Source organism: Leptospira weilii serovar Ranarum str. ICFT, assembly GCF_000332415.1.
In the GTDB taxonomy this organism is placed as follows: Bacteria; Spirochaetota; Leptospiria; order Leptospirales; family Leptospiraceae; genus Leptospira; species Leptospira weilii_A.
Map to the genome: position 1 here is coordinate 61,062 of NZ_AOHC02000026.1, position 21,861 is coordinate 82,922.

Sequence of the window (21,861 nt, forward strand, 5' to 3'; positions counted from 1 at the left end):
CCCTACAAGTTGGACTCATGAAAGCGCCCTTCTCCTACGACCCGGAAACGATCCGTAAACTATTGGGATCTCAGTCGAAGACCTGGTTTAATAAGGAACCGTCGATTACGACGATTACTACCTCTTCCACCGAGGCGGAAAACAATTCTCTTTTTGTTCCCCTTCGAGGCAACAGGGACGGACACGAATTTATCAGGGACGCGCTTTCCCGAGGGGCGACTTATTTTTTGGTCGAGGAAGATCATCCGATCCGAAACAACTTTAACTTAGAGGAGAATTCCAAAGCGATTCCCGTAAAGGACACGTTAGTCGCGCTTGGAAAACTCGCGGCCTTTCATAGATCTCGTTTTGATCCGATCGTAATTGCGGTCACCGGCTCCAGCGGAAAAACAACGACAAAGGAACTTCTGGGAAATTGTCTAAAAAATCTGGAAGAATCCGCGTTGGTCGTGACGGAAAAAAATTATAACAACGAAATCGGACTTCCGTTCACACTTTTTAGAATCTCCGATCGAACTCGAATCGTGGTATGCGAACTCGGAATGAATCACAAAGGGGAAATTTCAAGACTCTCTCAAATTGCCAAACCGGATTTTGCGGTCATTACCACGATCGGAACCGCTCATATCGAATTTTTAGGAAGTCAAAAAAACGTCGCAAAGGCGAAGGCGGAAGTGGCGGAAGGTTTGGTAAAGGGAGGGAAACTCTTTTATCCAAGTACCGGAGAATATTCTAAAATACTAAAAAGAAAACTCCATCGACACGGAGGCAAGTTGGTTCTTGCAAATCCGAAACATACGTTTTCGATTCTTCGAAAAAAAACTTCCGGATTTTTATTGGAATATAAGGGAAAAGAAATCGAATGGGTTCTTCCCGGAAATAAACTTCTGGAAAACTTGGCGGTCGCAATCGTTTGTTTGGAAACGATCTCCACACCCACGGAATGGATCCAAGAAGGAATCTCCACTTTTAGATCCGGCGATAAAAGATTGGATCTTAAAAAGGGAAAATATTCCCTCATCAACGATACGTATAACGCAAATTACGAATCCATGCTTTCCTCTTTGGAAGTTGCCGATCAACTCGCGGACGGAAAGGAGTTCTACGCGGTGTTAGGCGACATGAGGGAGCTGGGAAAACATTCCCAAGAGTTTCATAAGAAACTCGGAAAAAAATGCGCCGAATTTCAAAATCTGAAAGGACTTTTTACGTTCGGAACGGACGCTTTTTGGATCCGGGAAGAATTTGTGAAACGAACGATCCTTCCTCGGTTTTGTGAACATTTTGCGGGGACCGAAGAAGGACTCGCAGAACTGATTCGGAAATTTTTGCAAACGGTGCCGGAAGGTTCCGTCGTTTTGGCGAAGGCTTCGCGTGGAATTCAATTGGAACGTTTCGTAAACGCTCTTTCGGTTTAATACTTGCAAGGGTTTGAATCGAAGGAAACATCTTTTAGCAGGAGAAAAATCTTGAGCGCAAAAGTTGCAATCATCATGGGAAGTCATTCCGACTGGGAAACGATGAAAGAAGCCGAATCCATCTTGAAAGAACTCGGCGTATCGGTGCACAAAGAAATCGTCTCCGCGCATAGATCGCCGGAGCTTATGTTGGAATTTTCTAAATCGGCGAAACAAAACGGTTATTCCGTCATCATCGCGGGAGCCGGAGGAGCCGCTCATCTCCCCGGGATGGTCGCCTCGATGACCACTCTTCCCGTTTTAGGCGTTCCCGTTCCAAGCAAAACGTTAAACGGCTTGGACAGTCTCCTGTCCATCGTTCAGATGCCCGGCGGAGTTCCCGTCGGAACTCTTGCGATCGGAACCGCGGGTGCAAAAAACGCCGGCCTCCTCGCGGCGAGAATTCTTTCCCTTCAGGATTCTAAACTTTCCGAAAAACTAGAACAATATCGAAATCAAATTCGAGAGGAAGCTCTTTCCAAAAACAAGGATCTTTTGTGAAAGACGACAAATCTCTTCGTCCCGGCTCTCGACTCGGAGTTATGGGGGGCGGACAACTCGCTAGAATGTTCTGCTTGGAAGCGATCCCTTTCGGATACGAGGTTTCCGTTTATTCTCCGGAAAAAAATTCTCCCGCTGCGGGAGCCGGGGCCAAGGAATACGTATCCGCATACGAAGACGAAAACGCTCTGACTTTTTTTTTGGAAAACATAGACGCCCTTACATTCGAATTTGAGAATATTCCTGAAATTGCACTTACTACGATAGAAAATTTCTCAAGACGAACCGGACTCAAAGTTCGTCCTTCCCCGAATTGTATCCGAATCGCACAAAATCGATGGAAGGAAAAAACTTCCTTTCAAAAAGCGGGAATTCCGACCGTAAATTTTTATCCCGTTTTTACGGAAGAGGATAAACTTTCTGTTCTTTCCAACGTGAGATTTCCTTGTATCTTAAAAACGAACACGATGGGTTACGACGGAAAAGGTCAAATTCAGTGCAAAACGAAAGACGATCTGATTGCGGCGTTTTCCTCTCTCAAGGAACTCAATCATATCGTTGAGGAATTTTTTCCGTTCACTTCCGAGGCTTCGGTGATTCTTGCAAGATTTCAAGACGGCAAAATTTTAAACTTTCTTCCGTCCGAAAACATTCATAAGAATCATATTTTGGATCTCACGTTTTATCCCGGAAATTTTTCGGATACGATTCGAGACAAACTCGTAAACTACGCGAAAAAATTAGCGGAGACGATCGATTACGTGGGGGTTTTCGGGATTGAATTTTTCATCAAAGACGAGGAAATTCTTTGTAACGAATTCGCTCCCAGACCGCATAACTCGGGGCATTTCAGTCAAAACTCGGGAACTCTTTCCCAATTTTCCCTTCAGTTGAGAACTCTTTGCGACCTTCCGGCGCCCGAAAACATTCCGGCAAAATCGGTTGTGATGAAAAATATTTTAGGCGAAGATTACAAACCCGGTTCTCCCCTTTGGAATAACGCATTAGAAAATCCTTATTATCACCTCCACCTCTACGGTAAAACCGAAACTCGAAACGGGAGGAAGATGGGACATTGGAACTATTCCGGTCCCGATCCGAAATCCGCTTTTTTAGACTGGGATTGAATTTTCAAACAAACGACCGGAGAGGATCGTCGACATTAAAAATCAATTCTTAAAGTGGAGTCGATTTTTAACTATAATTTTAGAATATTCTGTTTTTCTTATGCACCATTCCGAAAAAGGATTCCGGCGCGAAGAGGCTTGACTAAACTCAACCTCGCTTCCTGCCGAATGATCCATAGTGAATGGCACCTATTGCAATGAATCGTTCTCAGAAGTAAGTGAAACGCTCTCTAAGGGTCGCGTTTCAGGGGCTCGGCTTACCGATCGAAAAGTATTGAAACCCTTCTTTTTTCAGCAGCTCCGGGGAATATTGATTTCTTCCGTCGAAGATCACCTTGTTTTTCAAAAGACCCTTGATCTTTGAAAAATCGGGCTCTCTGAATTCTCTCCATTCGGTTAAGAGCAACAAAGCGTCCGCGCCTTTCAAAGCGGAATAAGCGTCGACCGAGTATTCCACTTTACCTTCAAAGTAAACGCTCGAGGTTTCTTTGGAGACCGGATCGTAAACCTGTAATTTTACGTTTTTATCATGTAATTTCAACAGCAGAGGAATCGAAGGGGCCTCTCTCATATCGTCGGTGCCGGGTTTGAAAGAAAGTCCCCAAACCGCGAACGTCTTTCCGGAAAGGTTCGACTCTCCGTAGAACTTAACGATTTTCTCATAGAGTCTGAGTTTTTGCGCCTCGTTAACCTCTTCCACTTTGCGAATGATCCGAAGAGGAGCGCCCTCGTCTTCCGAGGTTTTGATCAGAGCGCGAACGTCCTTTGGAAAACAAGAACCTCCGTAACCGATTCCCGCGTATAAAAACTGCCTACCGATTCTGGAATCGGTTCCCATCCCTTTACGGACGTCTTCGTAGTTTGCGCCCACGACTTCGCAGAGATTGGCGATCTCGTTGGAAAATGAAATCTTAGTCGCGAGAAACGCGTTACACGCATATTTCGTGAGTTCGGCGGAAACGACTCCCATTCTAAGAATCGGATTTCCGTTCAGAACGAAAGGAGCGTAGAGTTGTGCGACCAAGTCTCCGGCTTTTCGGGTTTCGGCTCCGATCACAACTCTTTCGGGGCGCATAAAGTCGTCGATCGCGGCGCCCTCTTTCAAAAATTCGGGATTGGAAACGACGTCGAATTCTTCCTTGGTTTCGTTTGCGATGATCGCTTTGACCTGGGCCGCAGTTCCGACCGGAACCGTGGACTTGTCTACCACGACCTTGTAACCGTTGATCGATTTACCGATTTCTTTGGCGACTGCAAATACCGCCGAAAGATCCGAAGAACCGTCCGGTAAAGTGGGAGTTCCCACAGCGATAAAAATGAGATCCGACTTTTCCACCCCTTCTCTCAGAGAAACGGTAAACTCGAGCCTTTTTTCCTTCCAGTTGTTTAGGACCAGTTCGGAAAGACCCGGTTCGTAGATAGGAATGATTCCTTTTTTAAGATTTGCGATTTTCGTTTCGTCCTTATCGACACAAATCACTTGATTTCCGTACTCCGCAAAACAAGCGCCCGCAACAAGACCTACATACCCGCTTCCGATCACACAAACTTTCATATTGAGAACCAGAATTCAGACGTTTCCGCGCTGAGAAAGAAAAATAAATCAGGAAGGGGCGTCTTTTTTGAGGTGACATTGCACCGGGAGCCAGGCCGCGCCCTCAAATTTAGGCAGATCCAGACGTTCCAGTTCGAAGGAAAGAATTCCGTCCTTCCAGAGATAACTCTTTCCTGCGTGATTGTCGCCTTCGTGTAAGGCAAGGCCGAGAGAATATTGGCCCGCGGAAAAATTCAAAGGAAGTCGAAAGATCGCCGACACGGATTCCCCCGCGAGAATGTTTTTTAAGGAATGTCCGAGATGAAACGTGTTCGTCCCGAAGGCGCGAATTCCCCGAGCGTCGTCGATGTGAAAACCTACGGTGAGATCCGGAATATCCTTTTTGAATATTACGTGAACTGAAATTTCCACTTCGGAACCCACTGGAAAAATTTGTGGGTTCGTCGGGTCCTTGTATTTCAAACCCCTTACAGGGTTCCGATCGGTTCGGCCCGAAGTTTGTTGTAAATCTTGGGTCGGTGAATTTTTTGAATATACGATAAGATCTAAATCCACGGAAAGACTTTCCACAATCGAATCTTTTTGAAACGGAAGGATCGTTTCCTGTCCGCTTTCCGCGATAATTTGCATGTATTCCCGAAAACCATCCACCGGATCTCCGTCAAAAACCAATTTTCCTTTTTCCAAAATCAAAACCCGGGAACAAACGGATTTTAAAAGTTCAAGATCGTGACTAACGATCAAGGTCATGGTCCCTTGTTCTTGGAAGGAACGAAAACGATGGAGACATTTTTGTTGAAAACTCGCGTCGCCCACCGCGAGAGCCTCGTCCACGATGAGAATATCGGGTCTCGAAAAAGTGGCGAGCGCAAATCCGAGGCGCATCACCATTCCGGAAGAATATTGTTTAATTGGAATATTCTTAAATTCTTGTAGACCGGAGAATTCGAAAATTTCGTTCATGGAGGATCGGATTTCGTTCGGACTCAGACCCCAGACGAGCCCGTTGTAATAGAGATTTTCCTCTCCCGAAAGTTCGGGATTGAATCCCACCCCGAGTTCCAAGATGGAACGCAACGATCCCGTTTTTAAAATTTTTCCGGACGCGTAAGACGACACACCGGTGAGAACTTTTAAAAGAGTGGATTTTCCGGCCCCGTTTCTTCCGATCAAACCTACGATTTCTCCCGAAGAAACTTGAAAACTTACGTTTTTAAGCGCGTCGAATTTGACGTCGTTTCCTAAAAACCCGAGAGAAAGGACGTTTAAAATTCTTTGAAAAGGACCGCTATAACCGGCGTAAACCTTATTTAGATTTTCTACTTTTAAACTCAAAGATGATCCAAAATGACGGAATGAAATTTAGAACGACTTAATGTTCCGATCAAAGGAAAAAGAACCAAGGATGGAAGAAATTCCTTCCAATGAAAAACGGGAACAAAGTCGTTTAACAAAAAAAACCGAAACAACTCGAGAGGAAAGTTAAGGGGATTCCAAACGTTGACGGAATGTAAAAAACCCGTGGACAAGTACAGGATCGGTAGGGACCAAAAAAAGAATTGAGAGATCAACCGAATGAGAGGGGTAATGTCCCGCAGGATCACGTTTGCCCTCGCCAAATATCCTTGAATGAAAGAAAGTAAATATCCGACGGAAAACATTACAAAAATCGAAAGCGGAAAAAGAAATACATTCAATTTTTTTAAAACGATTAGAACGATCAGAACGGGAACGGCGGTCACCGCAAAGTGAACGAGCATCTGAACGTAAGGAATCCAGAGAAAAATCTCCGGACCCAGAGGGGATCTTTTGATCAACTGCCGATTCTCCGTAAGAATCGAGGTTCCGCGGATCATGTATTCCTGGAGTGGGATCCAAAATAAAAGTCCGCTGAATGCGTATCCGATAAAATCCGAAGCCGATTCCGGATTTCCCTTTAAATGAAGGAATAAAAAGACGACGGTGTAGATCAAAATCAGGCTGAAATTTTGAACGAGCATCCAAGAGATACCGAGAACGCTTCCTGCGAATTGTAAGGCGTAATCTCTCCTCACTAAAATCCAAAGAATCGGTAAACTTTTCAACACTTCGTTTTCGCCTGGAGAACCTTACCTTTCTTGCAAGAATAGATCCCGTCAATTCCAAAAATCCATTGATCCAAAAGCTCCAGACCGAGAGTTTCCAAAAGTCCTCCGAAGTTTTCATAGATCCAAAGATCTTCTTCGCTGGGTTTGGAACTGGATTCGGGATGATTGTGTGCGATGATTACGGAAGAAGCCGCGTCGTTTAAAATAATTTTCAAAAGATCTCTGGTTTGAACTCCCACCTCCTCCAAACCTCCCACCGCAACGATCTCGGCTCGTAAAACCGCACCTTCCGGAGAAAGAGTGATCAGAACGAAACATTCTCGGTTCTTAGGGATTAAACTGGTAGCGAGAAAATTGAGAAGTTGTTCGGAAGAATACCGCCTGCCTTTCAAAGCCTCCCATTTGAGACGTCTCGCGATTTCTATGGCAGCGAGTAAGGTAGTCGCTTTGGCATTTCCTACCCCTGGAATTTTACGAAGATCGACAACCTGCTTTTGAAGTAGGCCGCCCAATCCTTTGCTTTGGTGCAAAATTTCGCGGCTAAGTTCTTCGATCGGTTGAGCCCGATTCCCTCTTCCCAGAAGTACAGCCAAAAGCTCCCAGTCTTCCAGGGCCTCGGCTTCGTACGCGATCCGCGTTCTGGGATCGGGAAAAGGACTCAACTTTTCAGAGAGTTTTCCGCTAGACTTCAAATCCGCTTCAGATTGTTTTTACTCAGCTCAGAAAGAGAATCTGAAAACCAAATTCCTTTTTGAACGACTTCCCCTTCAAACGCTTCTTCCAGATAATCCGCGAAGGATTTTAGATTCGATTCTCCGGCACGAGTCCGTTCCTTCCAGTTCGGACCGGATCCGGCGAGACCGCCACGTTTTCTCTGGTAATTTGCTGATTCTTGCAGAGATCGAATGATCATAGTCTTCTCTCCATTCTTAATAAATTAGACGACATAAACAGATAAAATAACAGGATAATTCACTAAACAGATATGTATATACTAATCAAAATAGTAGTAAATGTCAACCCAAAACCATTCTTTTTTTAAAAATCATAAATTTTAGGCTGAGAATCTTTTGAATTTAAAATCCCCGGTTTTTCTCCGTTTCTGTTCCTTATAGTAACGATTCCCCCGGACAAAAAGTTTGAGTTTTGGATTTTTTTTCGAAAGAATTGCGTTTTTTTTCAAATCTCCACTCCGAGAAACGATTTCTCCGAACCGCTTCGGGAGTGGGGAAATCCAAATTCAATTTTTTAAGACCGGAAAATTCTTTCCGAAAGTTTCAAGTCCCGTTTTGTTTCTGCGTTTTTCTTTTGAGTTTTGGTTCTTGGGATGCGGAGGATCAGTCCGGAGTTTACAGATCCGAACTCGACCCGACGTTTTTTGCGGTTCGAGAAAACTCCGGACTTTCTTGGGGAGGTTTGTTTACAACCCGAAAGAATTTTCCTCCTTCGTACGGAGCTTGGTTTGAGTTTCCGTTTTGGAAACGAGACCGCAAACATTTCTGGAAAACCTCTTTTTTGTATGAAAATCACAGAGTTGTACCGACTGAGATTTCCGCCGTTCATCGAACCTACGCGGGTCTTCAGGGTTCTTTTTTTTCCGGGGAGAATTTTCTTCGTCCTTCCTTTTTTGTAGGCTGGGAAAGAGGAGAAAAAGATCTGTGTGTTTTCGGGGTTTATCTGGAAATTCCGGACAAACAAACGATCCAAGTTTTCGGAAAGGCCGGAGAAAATTTCAAAACCGCATCTTTCTTTCTTCATTCCCCCTTTTCCCAAGAGTTTCGTTTGTTTTTAGGAGTTACGAGAACTTGGAACGGTTCTCAAACGGAGGATCAATGGACTCTGGGAATCGGAATTTCCTGGGAAAAATTTTCCTCTTCCTTTTTCGGAAATCGAATCGGAGAAGAAGAATCTTTTTTAACCGGAAAATTCGGAGTGAATCACGTCTCCCAGGACGGTTTAGAGCCGAACGCCCGCTTCGAATCCGCAAACAACTTCGAGTCGCGTTCGTTCTTCGGATCCAAAAATTCGGATCCGTCGAAAGGTTCCGACGACACAAAATCAAAACACAAATCCGATCTCTCCGCTTCTCAAGACTGGGAGAAAGACAAAACGAAAGGCCCCTCGCCAATCCGTCGTTATACGATCTTTTCTTTTTCCATTCAAGAATTGTTATCCGCCGGTTTTCCGCTTTCTTCCGCGTTAAAAATCCATAGGGCAAGTTCCCGTTCCCGGGAGGAATTTTCGGATCTTTTCGATTCCCTTTCCGAAAAGGAACAAACCAAGTTGTTCGTTCTTTTAAAAAAGAAAAATCCGAAACCGAAGCGGGTGAATTCGTTTCCTTCCGAGGAGAAACGATGAGTTCCGTTCCGGCGTTGTTCTTTGCGGTCTCTAAGTTATGTGCGGTTTTGGCGCGTTCTTATTTTCGGTTTACGAAACCGAAAAGTCGATTTTGGAAGAGTTTAATTTTACGTGAATTCGATGTAAGAAGGTTTGGACAAATCCGAATTTCGGGGGTTGAAAGTCGGTTTTTAGAAAAGAAATTACGGAGCAAAACGAAAACCGTTTTTTCAAACCTACGCCTCAAAAACAAATCCCCGTATTTTACGACCTCATATAAAATTAGTTTTTTTGAATATTCCTTATCTTTTAAATTTACGTTCTTCCTAAAGTTGATCTTTTTTTTGGGGACCTCCTCGCTTTTCGGCGTGGAATCCAGAATCGGAGCGACGTTCGAAACTTACGAATCTAGATATTTTCATACTTCGAAAGAGAATTGGTTTTTCAAAACCTCGAATTGTAAGATAAAAAACGAAACGAGCCGGACGGCTTTGATCGATAAACCGCGGCAAGACGATGAAAAACAAACCGGATTTTTATCGGATCATTCGATTCGGTCGCGAATTCCAATCGACGTAAAACGACAAATCGTTTCGACCGAGCGGGATTCGATTTTGAAAAATCAGGTTTCTCAATCGAATTGTTTGACAGGTTTTGCGGAAACGAGAAACGGAACCCCTTTTTTATCCGGAAAAATCGATCAAAAGTTTTTCAGGGCGAGTTTCGGCCATCGGTTTCGTCCTTTGGAAAATTTTTATTTTTTAAGGGACAACGATTTTTATACCGCTCTTCCGGAGATCGATCAGGCGATTCATAAAGCCGGGTTCTTCGCTTTCAAACGAAACGATTGGTCCTTGGGAACGTATTTTTCCGAACAGGAGGCCAAACGGAAACCGGGAATCTATCTCGTATCTCCGATGAATTTGTTCGAATTCGCGTATTCTCCCGAAATGAAAAAACATTACGTTTCCGTAAACTTCCAATCGAGGGCGTTCACACTTTCCGGTCCTACGATCGTTTCCCGGATTCAAACCTTCGGCGAAAAAAAAGAAACGGACGGAACCTTCTACACTTCCGTTTTTTCGGAAAAACTAAATTCAGAATGGAAACTCACGGGTTATCGCGGTAAAAGCGAGGATATTTTCGCTCTCGATCCGGATCGAAGAGAACTGAAAGGTAAGGCGGAACTCGCCCGTTTGGGAATCGTTTCCCACTCGACCTTTTCTCTGGAATGGATTCGCGCTTGGAATCGTCCTTTGCAAAACGAAAGTAAACAATCCGATTTCGGATCCAAAGAGTCCGCACAAACCAACTCGGGTTTTTCGGGAGATCAACCGGTTAATCCGAGTTTTTCCGAAAACACTCCGAAGGAGATCATCGCGGGCAAGGCTCCGATCATTTACGATCCGTCCTGGGGCGGGATTTTTCTTTCTCTTAGGAATTATACGAACGAAACTCTCGGTCGCGGAATTTACTACGGACTCTATCGAAAACGATTTACGATCGAAGCGGGCCAAGAATGGAGAATCAACGGGGACAATATCACCGAAGGAAAATGGTCCTTTCGTTTGAGCGAATCCTGGAATGTCGAAGGCGCTTTTTTATTTCAGAAGGAAGGAAATCGAACGGACTCTCTTTTTGAAGCGAGGACCGCGAGAGACGAAACGAGTTTGATTTTTACGGATCGTCCTTCTTCGTTTCGTCTGAGGTTGTTATCGCCTTACGTCGCTTTTACGGTCAGTCATTCCAGAAAAAAGGAAAATAAAAACGACGGGATCTGGATCAACTTACAAGCGCAATTTCCGTTTTAATTTTTTTGAATATTCAAAAATTATAGTTTTTTCTTTATAGGACGTTTTCCGCTGAAAAACCGAGCGACTTTGTTTTTCAAAGACGAACCAGGACTCGAATCCCGTCTTTTAGGGTTTTTTCAATCCGGTTTTATTCGAAATTCCCGCCGCGATTCCTTCTTTTAGGGTTCGATCCCCTCTTTTTCGGAAATTTTAGTCCAACTTCACCCTAAATTCTTGGATCAGATGGATGAGGAAGGTTATAATCCCGGAAAAGATATAGAAAAAAATCAGCCCGTAGATGAGCCAAGGCCAACGGTTGAGTCCGATGAGAGCGAGTAAAATCGTACCCCCCGCGAGCAGTAAAAACAATCGGGTCGGATTGAGTTTGGATCGGATCGCCGCCTGCGGTTTCGAATAACGTATGTTGGAAACCATCAATACGGCGATCAACACGAAGGCTGCGATCGTGATCCAATGAGGCGCGGAACTCGCGTTCAAAAAGATCGGAAAAAATCCGACCGTAACTCCCGCAACGGGAGAGGGCAATCCGGTAAAAGATTTCGGGTCGTGCGCCACGTTGAATCTTGCAAGTCGATACGCGGCGCAGATCGGGAAAATCGCCGCGACGAGCATTCCGATCGGAAAAAGATCTTCCTTTCCGAAAACGTCGATCTTATATTCGCAGAGAACCATCTGATACATCAAATAACCGGGAGCGATTCCGAACGCGGTCAGATCCGCCAGACTGTCGAGGTCCGCGCCCAACTCGGAAGTTGCGTTCAAGGCCCTTGCAGCCATTCCGTCCAATCCGTCGCAAAGAGCGGCGAGCAATATAAAAAAACCTGCAAGCGTATAAGCCTGCAATTCGCTTCCTCCCCTGGATTCCGCTTCCGACGCTATAAGCATCGCGCTAAATCCCATCGTGAGATTTCCGAGTGTAAGAGTGTTAGGAACCCAACTGAGTTTGAGTTTCATAAAAAAATCTCCTGTCTGGACGGACTGACCGTAAAATCGATGTCTCTTTTGTAACCTTTTCGGAACAAATAGTATCCCAGTGAAGCTACCATGGCGCCGTTATCGGTACAATAAATTTTTTTTCGGGGAGCAAAAAGTTCCACGGAATTTTTCTCGGCCCAAAACTTCAATCGTTCCTGGAGAGTGGAATTTGCGAGCACCCCGCCCGCCGCAAAGATCCTTCGGATTCCGGTTTTTGCGACGGCACGTTTCAAATTTCTTTCCACGAGATCGAACGCGGAATTCTGAAAATTCCAACAAATTTGTTCCTTGGAAAGTTCCTTCTGTTTTTCCAGTAGAACCATCACGGCGGTTTTGAGTCCGCTGAAGGAAAAAGAAACCTGATCCTGCGGAAGGTTTCGTAGGAGAGGAGGAAGAATCGCTTTTTCGTTCGGGGAAGGAACGTATTCTTTCGCCTTCGCTTCTATAGGCGGCCCTCCCGGATACGGAAGATCCAAAAGACCCGCAACCTTATCAAAGGCTTCTCCCAAAGCGTCGTCCATCGTATCTCCGACGAGTTCCATTCTACCGAATTCTTTTAATGTATAAATGGCGGAATTTCCCCCGGAAAGTAATAAACCGAGAACCGGAAATTCTGTGGGAACTCCCTCCAGATGTAACGCTGCAAAATGGGACTGTAGATGACAAACCGGTAAAATCGGAGTTCCGTACACCATATGGATACAACGAGCCATCTGAGCCCCGACCATCAAGGACCCGGTCAAACCCGGGGAAGATGTGACCGCGACGTAAGAAAGATCTTCGAACCGAATCTTGGCCTCTTCCATCGTTTCTTCCAAGAGAAGATTGATTTTTTCCAAATGGGCTCGGGACGCGATTTCCGGCACGATCCCTCCGTAAGGTTTGTGCAGATCGATCTGGCTGAAAATTCCGAGGCTGAGCAACTCTCTTCCGTCGCGGACGATTCCGATAGAAGTCTCGTCGCAACTGGTTTCGATTCCCATTCCGATCATGGATTTAAGATTTCTTTTCTCCGTCTTTGGAAGTATTCAGGGTTTCGATCGCCTTACGAAGTTGCGGGTCGAGTTCCAAATCCAAAATCGCGTTTTGTCCTTCCTGACGGGTTCTGCTTTTGTATAAAAATCTGGCTACTTCCGTGGTGAGTTTGATTCCTTTTTCGGAAAGATACTTTTCAAAAAGAGCGAAACTCGCTTCGGAATAATTCGGATTTTTTGCAAGAAAGGTTTCGAGCATTTTCTTTTCCGCCATTTTGCGGATGTAAAAACGATCGTCCTCGGTAGGTTCTACGGATTTTACGATTACGTCGGGTTGAATTCCTTTTCCGTGAATGGACTTTCCGCTCGGGGTGAAATACTTCTGAATCGTGAGCGCAATTCCGGTGTTATGCGAAAGAGGATATATGTTCTGAACGGAACCCTTTCCGAAAGAAACCGTCCCGAGAATTTTTCCCCTTCCGTGATCCTGCATGGCCCCCGCAAAAATTTCGGAGGCGCTGGCGGAACCTTCGTTGATAAGAACGACTAACGGAAGATTGGTGAACTTATCGTTTCCGGCGGTGGAACGAAAAACGCGCACGAGTTCCCCACCTCTTCCCCTTACGGATACGATATCCAAATCCGGTTTTAAAAATAAGTCGGAAAGAGCGATCGCTAGATCGAGAAGTCCGCCCGGATTCATTCTCAGATCTATGATAAGTCCTTCGGCGCCTTTTTCTTTGAGGGAATTCAATTCTCTTTTAAACTCGGAAAGGGTGTTATCCTTTCCCATGAACTGATTGAGTTTGATATATCCCAGTTTTTCTTTTTCCAAAAAAGAAGAACGAACGTAACGGATCTTGATCATTTCCCTGACTAAGGTGAGAACGAACGGTTCTTTCTGATTTTTTCTTTCGAGTTTGATCGAAACCGATGTTCCGACTTTACCTCGCATCAGTTTGATGGAATCGGAAAGAGAAAGGTCGTGTGTATTTTTTCCGTCGATCTCTATGATTCTATCCTGAGGCAGAATTCCCGCTTTCATCGCGGGTGTATCTTCGATCGGAGAAATGACGACGATGGCCCCGTCCGCAAAGGAAACTTCCATTCCCAGTCCGCCGAAACTGCCCCGGGTTTCCTCTTGGAGTTGGGAAAAATCGTCCTTGTCCATAAAACGGGAATGTGGATCTCCCAAGGAGGAAATGAGTCCGCGGATCGCTCCCAGATAGAGTTTTTCCTCGTCCACGGATTCCACGTAATCGGAATGAATGTAAGACAATACTTCGTGAAAAATTTGAAGATACGATTCTCCGGATTTTGAAATCCCTTTTACGGTTCCGGTGGGAAGAATGAGCGCAAAGCTGAGAAAGGAAACGATTCCGATCCAGACCATTCTTTCTTTATTTTTCATATTTTTTGATCAATGCCTCGTGCAAAGCGGGGCTTTTTTGTTTCAAACTCTCCAGTACACGATCGGGATCCAATCGATACACGGAACAGGCTTCCAGAAAAAATGCAAGATCGTCGGGTGCGGGTTTTTCAGAAGACGCTTTGAGATTGGCATTGATCCGTGCGATGCTGATTCTTTCCAATACCCTTTTTAAATCACCTTCGGTGATTTCTTTTTTAGAAGGGCTGCATTGGAAAACGAAAAGAAGAATGATAAAAAGAAAGAAATTTCGTGGGAACACTCTGTCCGAAGTTTCAGGCGAGTTTCTTCCTCTGTCAATCAGTAAATTCGATACAAACCGATCAACTTTCCCATCACAGTCGCTTTCTTAGTTTTGATCGGTTTGTATTTCGGGTTTCTCGCTTCAAGACGAATCTGATCCTGCTCTTTGTAATATACTTTCAAAGTCGCTTCGTCTTCGATGAGAGCGACTACGATCTCTCCGTTCCGAGCGATGTCTCTCTTTTCGATGATCGCAATGTCTCCGTCGTTGATCCCGACTTCGATCATGGAATCTCCCTGAACACGAAGGGCATACATGGGAACGTTCCCCTTTGCCATCTCGTCCGGAACCGGAATGTACGATTCGATATTTTCCTCGGCAAAGATCGGAAGACCGGCCGCTACCCTTCCTATGACCGGAATACTCGTAGCCTGAACGGGAAGAGATTCCATCGGGCTCTGACGAATGAGTTCTATGGCCCTGGATTGATTTTTAGCGGTTTTGAGATAACCCTTTTTTTCAATCGCTTTGAGATGATCGTAGGCGCCTTTCGCGGTAATTCCGAACTCGTCTCCGATTTCTCGAATTGTAGGAGGGAAACCGCGTTCCTTGATGATGGCGGCTATAAACGTAAGGACAGCCTGTTGCTTGTCTGTCAGGTCTTTCATACTAAACAACTTAGTAGTGAATAAATGCTAAGTCAACACAAAAATAGTAAAAAGGAGTTTTGCAAACGCGGCCCGGGCGCTTGAGCAAACCCAAAGTGGATTTCGCCCGGATTTTCTTAAGCCGAACTCGCGTTAAAATAAGGCTCGGACGGAAAGACGAATCGATCGCGGAGAAGCAGGTCGAGTGTGAATATCGTTGGTTCCTCCTTGGTCCGGAGCCTCCGCTTCGGATTTTAATCGGGAAGCGTAATAATAATCTATATCGCTCACTCTTGCATTTTGAATATTCAATATTTCGAATGTTATACTCCATACTTCGTCGAACTTTTTTCCGACTTGCAGATTGAATAGGGCGGTTGGAGAGGACCTCACGCTATTGTCTTCTATCAAAGCCCGAGGTCCGAAGTATCTGCCTCGGACCGAACCGAAAAAACCGTTTGTTTCCTTAATTGTGATTCCACCCGAGTAAACGTGTTCGATGGAGCCCGGGATGAAGTTCCCGGTTTTTTCGTCCCCCCTGAATCTGGATCTTGAAATCGATACGTCCGCGTCCAAGATCAGATTTTCAATCGGTTCGAAACGATTGGACCATTCCAGTCCTCTTCTTGTACTGGATCGGCTCGCTGCGGTTGTAGCTGCGTCTCCTTCGAATACGAGCTCGGAATCCAAATCCAACTGCCATAAACTCAATGCGGTTTTCCAACGTTCTAACAGTACGTTTCTGACTCCGAATTCTCCTCCGCGAGACATTACGATCGGTGTGAAAGAATGTTTGTTTTCCGTAAGTCCTCTTGCGTCGTTCGTATGAAATCCTCTGCCTGCGTTTAAGTAAAGTTCCGTATTCAACCAAGGCCCGAAAATCATTCCCGCTTTTGGATTTGCGATCGAAGCGCGTTTTCGGTCGTTCTGTTCCGAATTGCGATCGTCGACGTGAAATTGAAATTGATCCGCCCTGATTCCAAGTACGGTTCTGATTTTAGAATTCCATTGAATTCTATTTTCGTAATAGACGGAAAGATTGGTTTCAATGATCCGATTCGATTGAACGGTTTCGAGTTCCGCCCTTTTTTCCGTATGATAAAGGGCGTTGTCGATAAAATCCCTTCGGACCTGAATCCCGACTGAATTTTCAAATTTGATCTCGTTCCATGCGGATCGAATTTTATAACTCGACTTGAGACCGGATACGGTTCTTTTGTCCGTTTGTTCTATCTGATCCCCTCGTTCCGGATCCTCAAGGTAATAGGTGGTGTTCGAAAAAAGGGAAAGATCGTTATACAAACCATAGATTAGAATTTTTGCATGCGAATTTTTATCCGTATGATTGGCCTCTCCCGAAAAAGAAACCCGATTCGTAGAGCCTCCGTCTGTCGGATCGATCGTATCGAATCTTCCGATTCTTTCTTTCTCCGGTTCCAACCAAGACATCCCTGTTTCGATCGCTCTTTTCGGAATCTGATGAGTCGTATGCCAATTCCCTCTATAACCCATTGCTAATAAACGATATCCGTTTTGTTCGTCTCCGCCGCCGTAACTCAACACTCCGTTTACTTTTTTATAATCTTCTTTAACGGTCCAAGGTCCGTCGGAATGCGCGCCTTCGAATGCGTAGAGTAAATTTCCGGTACCGATCGAATGCGACTTTGCGACGACCGTCCTTCCGTAACCGAAAGTTCCTCCTTCTAAGGAAGCGATTCCTTTTTTGAGAGAACGAAAATAAGACACATTCATGGAACCCGCGGAAGAGAAGTTCCCTTCCTCCGCCGAATAAACTCCCTTTTTAAATTTGATCTCTTCTATAAGTTCCGGGATGAGAAAGCCGATATCGGAATAACCCTGACCGTGTCCGTGAGAAGGATTGTTAACCGGAATTCCGTTTACGTTGGAAGCGAAATCGGTTCCGTGATCCAAGTTAAAACCGCGCAGAAAATATTGATTTGCTTTGCCGGATCCGCTGTGTTGAGTGGCGATCATTCCGGGAACAAATTCCGCAATCTCTCCCGTTCTTGAAATCGGTCTGGACCGAATCTGTTCGGATCGAACGGCGCCTTCGCTGGCTGCACTTGCGGTCGTAAAATCCGCCCTTCCCGTTACGACGATTTCTTTCTTTTTCGTTTCTTCTTTGTCTTGATGCCGTTCTTGCGCCCCAATCGAATTCAATATTCCTAATATTAAAAACCCGATCCAAATCCACATTAAGTTTCGAAATTCATTCCGGATCAATCGATTTGAAAGCTGCGTCGTATAAACCAATACGTTCCTAACGTCGCGAGCAGGAATAATAGAAATAAGGGGACGATCTCTCGAAATTCGGGTTTTATCTTGGGAAACAACCGCCGATTTACGCACCAAACGATCGAAAGCGCGAAACCGACCAAAATCATTTGACCGATTTCCACTCCCAAATTGAAGCCGAAAAGCGGGGCCAATAAACGATCCCGATCCAGTCCGGTTTCCAGTAAAAATCCGGCAAAACCGAAACCGTGAATCATACCGAAGGCAAGAGTTGTGATTCCCGAATACAAACCTCTCGATTTCAAATCGGTCACATACGGATTGAGAAATAGATAACACGCCGCAAAAAGGGACATACCGAAATACGCAAACAATACGTGACCTTCAAGGATCCGAACCCGCCAAGCGAGTAATCCGACGATCCAAGGAACGGACGCGATCAGGATTGAAATTCGATTGCGATGTTTTTCTCCGACTAACACCGATTCTGCGGCTACGATCAGTATGGTAAGGCCGATGAAAGCTTCGATTCCGGCAATATCCGGTTTGATTCTTCCCAACACCGCGATCGAAAGAGTGAAACTATGACCGAGGGTAAAACCGGTGATGGAAACCAAAACCTCCTTCCAATGTTTACTCGCCAATAGGATCGCCAGTAAAAAGACGATATGATCGATTCCGGTGCCGATATGTTCGATTCCCGCGGTTACGAACGGAAAAAATCCGGAAATTTTAGAAGCCGCTTTGTTTTGAAAATTCCATTCGGTTCTTTTGGATTGAAATAAATTTTCGACCAAGTTTCCATCCTCCAAACTCAAACGAGAATAATGAAGATGAGAAGGAGCGTATTCGAATAACCCCGTATAAATCATAAAATCCGGAGAGGAATTTTCGCACCGGAAAACGATCTCCAATTTCAGAAATGCGGAATTGGATCTAAGAGAACGAGGAGGATCGGAAAGCGAACAATCCTTGTCTCCCGAACGAACGAAAACGTGGGATCGAATATAGGAAGCGAAATGATCGGATAAATCGCCCGTTTCTCCGTCCGTGAACGGAATACGAGTCGCTTCCCTTGCGGGAATCGTTATAACCCCGCCGAGGGTATTGGCCGCGACCTTCCAAACGGAAAAGGATTCGCTTCTATTGTGGGAAAAAAGTTCATTCGAAAAAAGGAATATTATAAGGATATAAATTAACCGTTTCATCCTCGTCCTTCCTCGGAAATCGGCAAATTTCTTTCGATTTTGGATTTTGTTTTCAATCGATCCAAATATTCCCTAAGCGCCCGATCCCCGTTCTCTTGTAAAAAAGACGCTTCGACTTCTTCTCTTACGGAATCGAAATCGGGAATTTGACCCGGTTGTCGAGCGAGTACTTTGACGATTAAGAATTTTTCTCCGAACCTTATCGGATCGGATACTTCTCCCGATTTTAAATCCTTTAAGGCTCCAACTAAGTCCGGACCCAGATAGTCTAGAAGTTTACGCAAGGGTAATAAGGAATTCGGAATATCCGACACGTTAGGCGCTTCCGTTTTCCCGGTTTCTTTCAATTGTTTTGAAATTTGACGGGCGGATTCCTCGTTTGATTGTTCGTACACAACTATTTTATAACGGGAGGTTTTTAGAAATTTTTCCCGATTGGATAGAAAATAAGTCCTCAGTTCGGCAACGTTCGGTTTTTCGGAAACGTTTTCGGAAAGTACGGATTGAATGACCGTTCTAACGATCGAACCTCGGATCGAACGATCCCTTTGCGCAAAACCCAATTCCAATCCTCTTTGCACCAATAATTCCTCTTCGATCAATCTTTCCAGTATTCCGGCTCTCACTTCCTCCGTAATCGGATTTTTACTGTCGGAAGCATAACCGGATAAAACGCGAAAATATTCATCTTTGCTAATATATGTTCCGTTCACTTCCGCGATCGTGTCGGAAAGAAAAATTTCCTTTTCGGGGAACAACAAACCGACTAACGCTAGTAAAAAACCGAAAAACGCCCCCGCTCCTAAAAAATATTTAGGCTCCAAACTGCCGGCTTTCCAAGTGAACATCTTATTTTTGTTTCGACGCGATCAAATAGATGGGAGAAGACCAAGCCCTCTCTTCCACATTCGCCAAACAGTCGTCATTCGGATCGGTGCGATAGTCTCCGTAACAAGGTTTTACTTTGATACAACGTCCTTGATCGTCGTATTCGCATCGGAGTTGTCCTCCGTTGATCGCGGGGGACTTTTCTTCGATCGCTCTTACGTAATAAACGGCGTCTCTTCCCAAATCGGCATAACTCGTGTCTTGAAATTCCGCCTCACAACCGGAGGGATCCGATTTACAAGGTAAGGTCTTCCAAGGATCTTGAATCAACTTCGCGACGGGTTCGTTCGGAGAAATTTGAGGAAGAATACGAACCACTTCTATTCTTACGATCTTTTTTCTTTCGGAAGAAGGATGATAACATTCCCCCTTACAAAGTCTTTGCAGACGTTCGGCTCCGATTCCGGAGATGCCGCTATCGGGACAACCCGGTTTCTGTTTGAACGCTCCGACCGCGCGAACTTTGAAAGTGGGATTTTTGGATAAACGAACCTCCGAACCCATCGAAGCGACGGTTTCCGATTTTTTACCCGAATCGTTTTTTAAATCGAACCAAAGTAGAATTCTATCTCCCGATGTTGCGTAGACTTCTTTTCGATTCAAAGAATCCCAGATGGAATCCCTGTCTCTACCGTTGGAATGTACGGCGACGAGTCCTCCCGTGAGAAAAAAAGAAGCCTGTCTTTCGTTATCCATGATTTCGAAAGGAGTCAAACCCTTCGGACTAAAAGGTTTGGAATAGGCGACCGGTTTCTTTCTGTTTTTCGCGGGTTCCATCATTCCGAACGCGTTCGGTTTTTCAGGCCCCGCCGTTTCGGTCAGGGATTTTCTCCAGTATTCCTTATAACCGTTGCCCGCCCTCGCGGTGTGGGAATCGCTCGAACCGATAAAACCGAAACGAAAGTTTCTAGGTTTATGAGGATTATCAAAATTAGTAATTGCTAATGCATATTGAACGGAATTACCGGGCCTGTGATTGAAAGCGGGTAAAAAACAATCGGGGCATTGTCCCGAATTTCCCCAATCATCCAAGTCGGCTCCCGGTACGGTTGCAAAACCGGAAACGCCGGCGACCGCGTGATTTTCTCTGGCCTGTGCGGCTCTTAACTCGCATTCTCTCGGAGATTCACCTTCCTTAAAACATCTTTTTCGGATGATTTCTCCCGCTCTCCAACAGGAAGGTTCATAACCGAAGTGAGGTTCGTTACAAACCGGTTTTCCGTTTGGATCAAAACCGACTTCCTGCCAAGGGCGGTATTCTTCCGCGTTACCGTGACCGGAATAGATTTCGACTAACTTTTGCAGGTCTTCGTTATGATCTTTTCCTTTTAATTGTTTATCGAACGTGATTCCGGGAGGAGTATAAAACCCCCAAACGGTTCCGTGTGGAATCACCAAAGAAGGTATATTCCATTGTTGTAATTTTTCAAAAAGTTCGGAAGGAGTCGCCGCCCATTCCGTACAATCCTTCGGCAATTCCTTTACGGGAACTCCGGACGGACAATGTTTGTAAGAAAGACGATCGGTTACAAAATCCGCAAAATCGTAATAGGCTTGTCTATTTCCTCCGGGAGCTATGATTTTTAAAACGTTTCTCATAATAAACGGAGGGCCCGAAAAAAGATCCGTATACGGACCGGACGCGGCGATCGGCCTTGCGGGAACCTTGTCTTCTTCTGTGTCTTTCAGGATTACGTTTCTATGTCCGTAGTGATCCTGTACGGTGGTTCCCATCTGAGTCCATTCCCAACCTAAGAAGGAAACCAAATCCGGATTTTTAGGATCCCCCGCGCTTGCATTACACCGGCGGATCAGATCTTTTTCTTCCTGCCATTGTTTCGGAGTTAAACCTTCCGCGTGATCGTTGATGGACCAAAAATCCAAAGAAGAACAATACCTTGCAAAGTCGCAGGCGTCCTTGGGCGGATGGGCTCCTTCTCCGTTGAGCATCGGTAAACTGATCGCATACGCATCCATGGAATACGTGGTATGTACGTGTAAGTCGCCGAATAAGATTTGTTTTTCCCGAGACGATTTTTCAGCCGAATCCGCTCGTATTGCAGAATCCACTTTAGGATGGGAAGGCGCTCCGATCCAACCTTCCTTCCAAGCATTGATCGCAAAAACAAACGCGATCCCGACAAAAGTAACTGACTTCAGGAAATTTTTCCTCATTCGATTCTCCGTTTCTAATCTCGCCTACAACTTTCCTCCGACGGAAAGAACCGTTCCCAGCGAGAAATCAGGGACATTCTGAGAACGCAGAGGACAAAATGCAATCAATTTCCATTATAGCATACAAAAATAATCAAATATAAGAAATATAGGTTGATTTGCAGAAGCACTTTCTGTTTATGCTTAT

General features: G+C 45.1%; 19 protein-coding genes. 5 read left to right on the forward strand and 14 right to left on the reverse strand.

Annotated elements, in window-relative coordinates:
* The first annotated feature begins 17 nt into the window (after nt 1-17).
* The 3 genes from LEP1GSC060_RS08160 to LEP1GSC060_RS08170 are packed head-to-tail and all read left to right on the forward strand — an operon-like array spanning nt 18 to nt 3,085.
* Nucleotides 18-1,418 carry a UDP-N-acetylmuramoyl-tripeptide--D-alanyl-D-alanine ligase gene (locus LEP1GSC060_RS08160; RefSeq protein WP_036095848.1) on the forward strand — a complete coding sequence of 467 codons (1,401 nt, stop codon included), beginning with the start codon at nt 18-20 and terminating at the stop codon, nt 1,416-1,418.
* Between the two features lie 51 nt (nt 1,419-1,469).
* On the forward strand, nt 1,470-1,958 hold the full coding sequence (gene purE / locus LEP1GSC060_RS08165; protein WP_003001155.1) for a 5-(carboxyamino)imidazole ribonucleotide mutase: 489 nt from the start codon (nt 1,470-1,472) through the stop codon (nt 1,956-1,958).
* Nucleotides 1,959-1,999: 41 nt separating this feature from the next.
* Entirely contained in the window at nt 2,000-3,085 is a 1,086-nt protein-coding gene (locus LEP1GSC060_RS08170) for a 5-(carboxyamino)imidazole ribonucleotide synthase (RefSeq protein WP_080634539.1), read from the forward strand.
* A gap of 244 nt (nt 3,086-3,329) precedes the next feature.
* Here LEP1GSC060_RS08170 and LEP1GSC060_RS08175 read toward each other — a convergent pair whose 3' ends face one another.
* The 5 genes from LEP1GSC060_RS08175 to LEP1GSC060_RS08195 are packed head-to-tail and all read right to left on the reverse strand — an operon-like array spanning nt 3,330 to nt 7,640.
* Nucleotides 3,330-4,640: a UDP-glucose dehydrogenase family protein gene (locus LEP1GSC060_RS08175; protein ID WP_003000777.1), complete on the reverse strand. Its 1,311-nt coding sequence runs from the start codon at nt 4,638-4,640 to the stop codon at nt 3,330-3,332.
* Between the two features lie 48 nt (nt 4,641-4,688).
* Entirely contained in the window at nt 4,689-5,975 is a 1,287-nt protein-coding gene (locus tag LEP1GSC060_RS08180; protein ID WP_003001168.1) for an ABC transporter ATP-binding protein, read from the reverse strand.
* Complete coding sequence (locus LEP1GSC060_RS08185; protein ID WP_003000964.1) at nt 5,972-6,727, reverse strand: ABC transporter permease; 756 nt, start codon at nt 6,725-6,727, stop codon at nt 5,972-5,974. The genes LEP1GSC060_RS08180 and LEP1GSC060_RS08185 overlap by 4 nt, the downstream gene beginning before the upstream one ends.
* Nucleotides 6,721-7,419, reverse strand: a complete 699-nt coding sequence (locus LEP1GSC060_RS08190; RefSeq protein ID WP_003001182.1) for a JAB domain-containing protein — start codon at nt 7,417-7,419, stop codon at nt 6,721-6,723. Before LEP1GSC060_RS08190 ends, LEP1GSC060_RS08185 begins: the two co-directional genes overlap by 7 nt.
* Nucleotides 7,416-7,640 (reverse strand): LIC12298 family protein, encoded by a 225-nt coding sequence (locus LEP1GSC060_RS08195; protein WP_003000958.1) that lies wholly within the window; start codon nt 7,638-7,640, stop codon nt 7,416-7,418. The genes LEP1GSC060_RS08190 and LEP1GSC060_RS08195 overlap by 4 nt, the downstream gene beginning before the upstream one ends.
* 311 nt (nt 7,641-7,951) lie before the next feature.
* Between LEP1GSC060_RS08195 and LEP1GSC060_RS08200 the strand changes: the two genes are divergently transcribed.
* Both LEP1GSC060_RS08200 and LEP1GSC060_RS08205 read left to right on the forward strand, forming a co-directional pair.
* Entirely contained in the window at nt 7,952-9,085 is a 1,134-nt protein-coding gene (locus tag LEP1GSC060_RS08200) for a hypothetical protein (protein WP_036095911.1), read from the forward strand.
* Nucleotides 9,082-10,875 carry a hypothetical protein gene (locus tag LEP1GSC060_RS08205; RefSeq protein ID WP_003001248.1) on the forward strand — a complete coding sequence of 598 codons (1,794 nt, stop codon included), beginning with the start codon at nt 9,082-9,084 and terminating at the stop codon, nt 10,873-10,875. The genes LEP1GSC060_RS08200 and LEP1GSC060_RS08205 overlap by 4 nt, the downstream gene beginning before the upstream one ends.
* Nucleotides 10,876-11,067: 192 nt before the next feature.
* On the opposite strand, the gene pssA is transcribed toward LEP1GSC060_RS08205, so the two are convergent.
* From pssA to LEP1GSC060_RS08250, 9 genes are all read right to left on the reverse strand, one after another.
* Nucleotides 11,068-11,832: a CDP-diacylglycerol--serine O-phosphatidyltransferase gene (pssA, locus tag LEP1GSC060_RS08210; RefSeq protein ID WP_003001048.1), complete on the reverse strand. Its 765-nt coding sequence runs from the start codon at nt 11,830-11,832 to the stop codon at nt 11,068-11,070.
* Nucleotides 11,829-12,845: a tRNA (adenosine(37)-N6)-threonylcarbamoyltransferase complex transferase subunit TsaD gene (gene tsaD / locus LEP1GSC060_RS08215; RefSeq protein WP_003000763.1), complete on the reverse strand. Its 1,017-nt coding sequence runs from the start codon at nt 12,843-12,845 to the stop codon at nt 11,829-11,831. The genes pssA and tsaD overlap by 4 nt, the downstream gene beginning before the upstream one ends.
* 4 nt (nt 12,846-12,849) lie before the next feature.
* A complete protein-coding gene (locus LEP1GSC060_RS08220) occupies nt 12,850-14,238 on the reverse strand; it encodes a S41 family peptidase (RefSeq protein ID WP_003001132.1) in 1,389 nt (462 codons plus the stop codon).
* The gene (locus LEP1GSC060_RS08225) at nt 14,228-14,518 is read right to left on the reverse strand and encodes an LA_1448 family UV-C exposure upregulated protein (protein ID WP_003000991.1); all 291 of its coding nucleotides are present in this window, start codon (nt 14,516-14,518) and stop codon (nt 14,228-14,230) included. Before LEP1GSC060_RS08225 ends, LEP1GSC060_RS08220 begins: the two co-directional genes overlap by 11 nt.
* A 38-nt stretch (nt 14,519-14,556) precedes the next feature.
* Nucleotides 14,557-15,168 carry a transcriptional repressor LexA gene (lexA, locus tag LEP1GSC060_RS08230; protein WP_003001094.1) on the reverse strand — a complete coding sequence of 204 codons (612 nt, stop codon included), beginning with the start codon at nt 15,166-15,168 and terminating at the stop codon, nt 14,557-14,559.
* Between the two features lie 132 nt (nt 15,169-15,300).
* A complete protein-coding gene (locus tag LEP1GSC060_RS08235) occupies nt 15,301-17,364 on the reverse strand; it encodes a TonB-dependent receptor (protein ID WP_155119651.1) in 2,064 nt (687 codons plus the stop codon).
* Between the two features lie 23 nt (nt 17,365-17,387).
* Nucleotides 17,388-18,611, reverse strand: a complete 1,224-nt coding sequence (locus LEP1GSC060_RS08240) for a HupE/UreJ family protein (protein WP_003001057.1) — start codon at nt 18,609-18,611, stop codon at nt 17,388-17,390.
* The gene (locus LEP1GSC060_RS08245) at nt 18,608-19,459 is read right to left on the reverse strand and encodes a peptidyl-prolyl cis-trans isomerase (protein WP_003000900.1); all 852 of its coding nucleotides are present in this window, start codon (nt 19,457-19,459) and stop codon (nt 18,608-18,610) included. Before LEP1GSC060_RS08245 ends, LEP1GSC060_RS08240 begins: the two co-directional genes overlap by 4 nt.
* Before the next feature lies 1 nt (nt 19,460).
* Nucleotides 19,461-21,674, reverse strand: coding sequence for a DUF3604 domain-containing protein (locus LEP1GSC060_RS08250; RefSeq protein WP_003000798.1), 2,214 nt, complete (start codon nt 21,672-21,674; stop codon nt 19,461-19,463).
* Between the last annotated feature and the right edge of the window lie 187 nt (nt 21,675-21,861).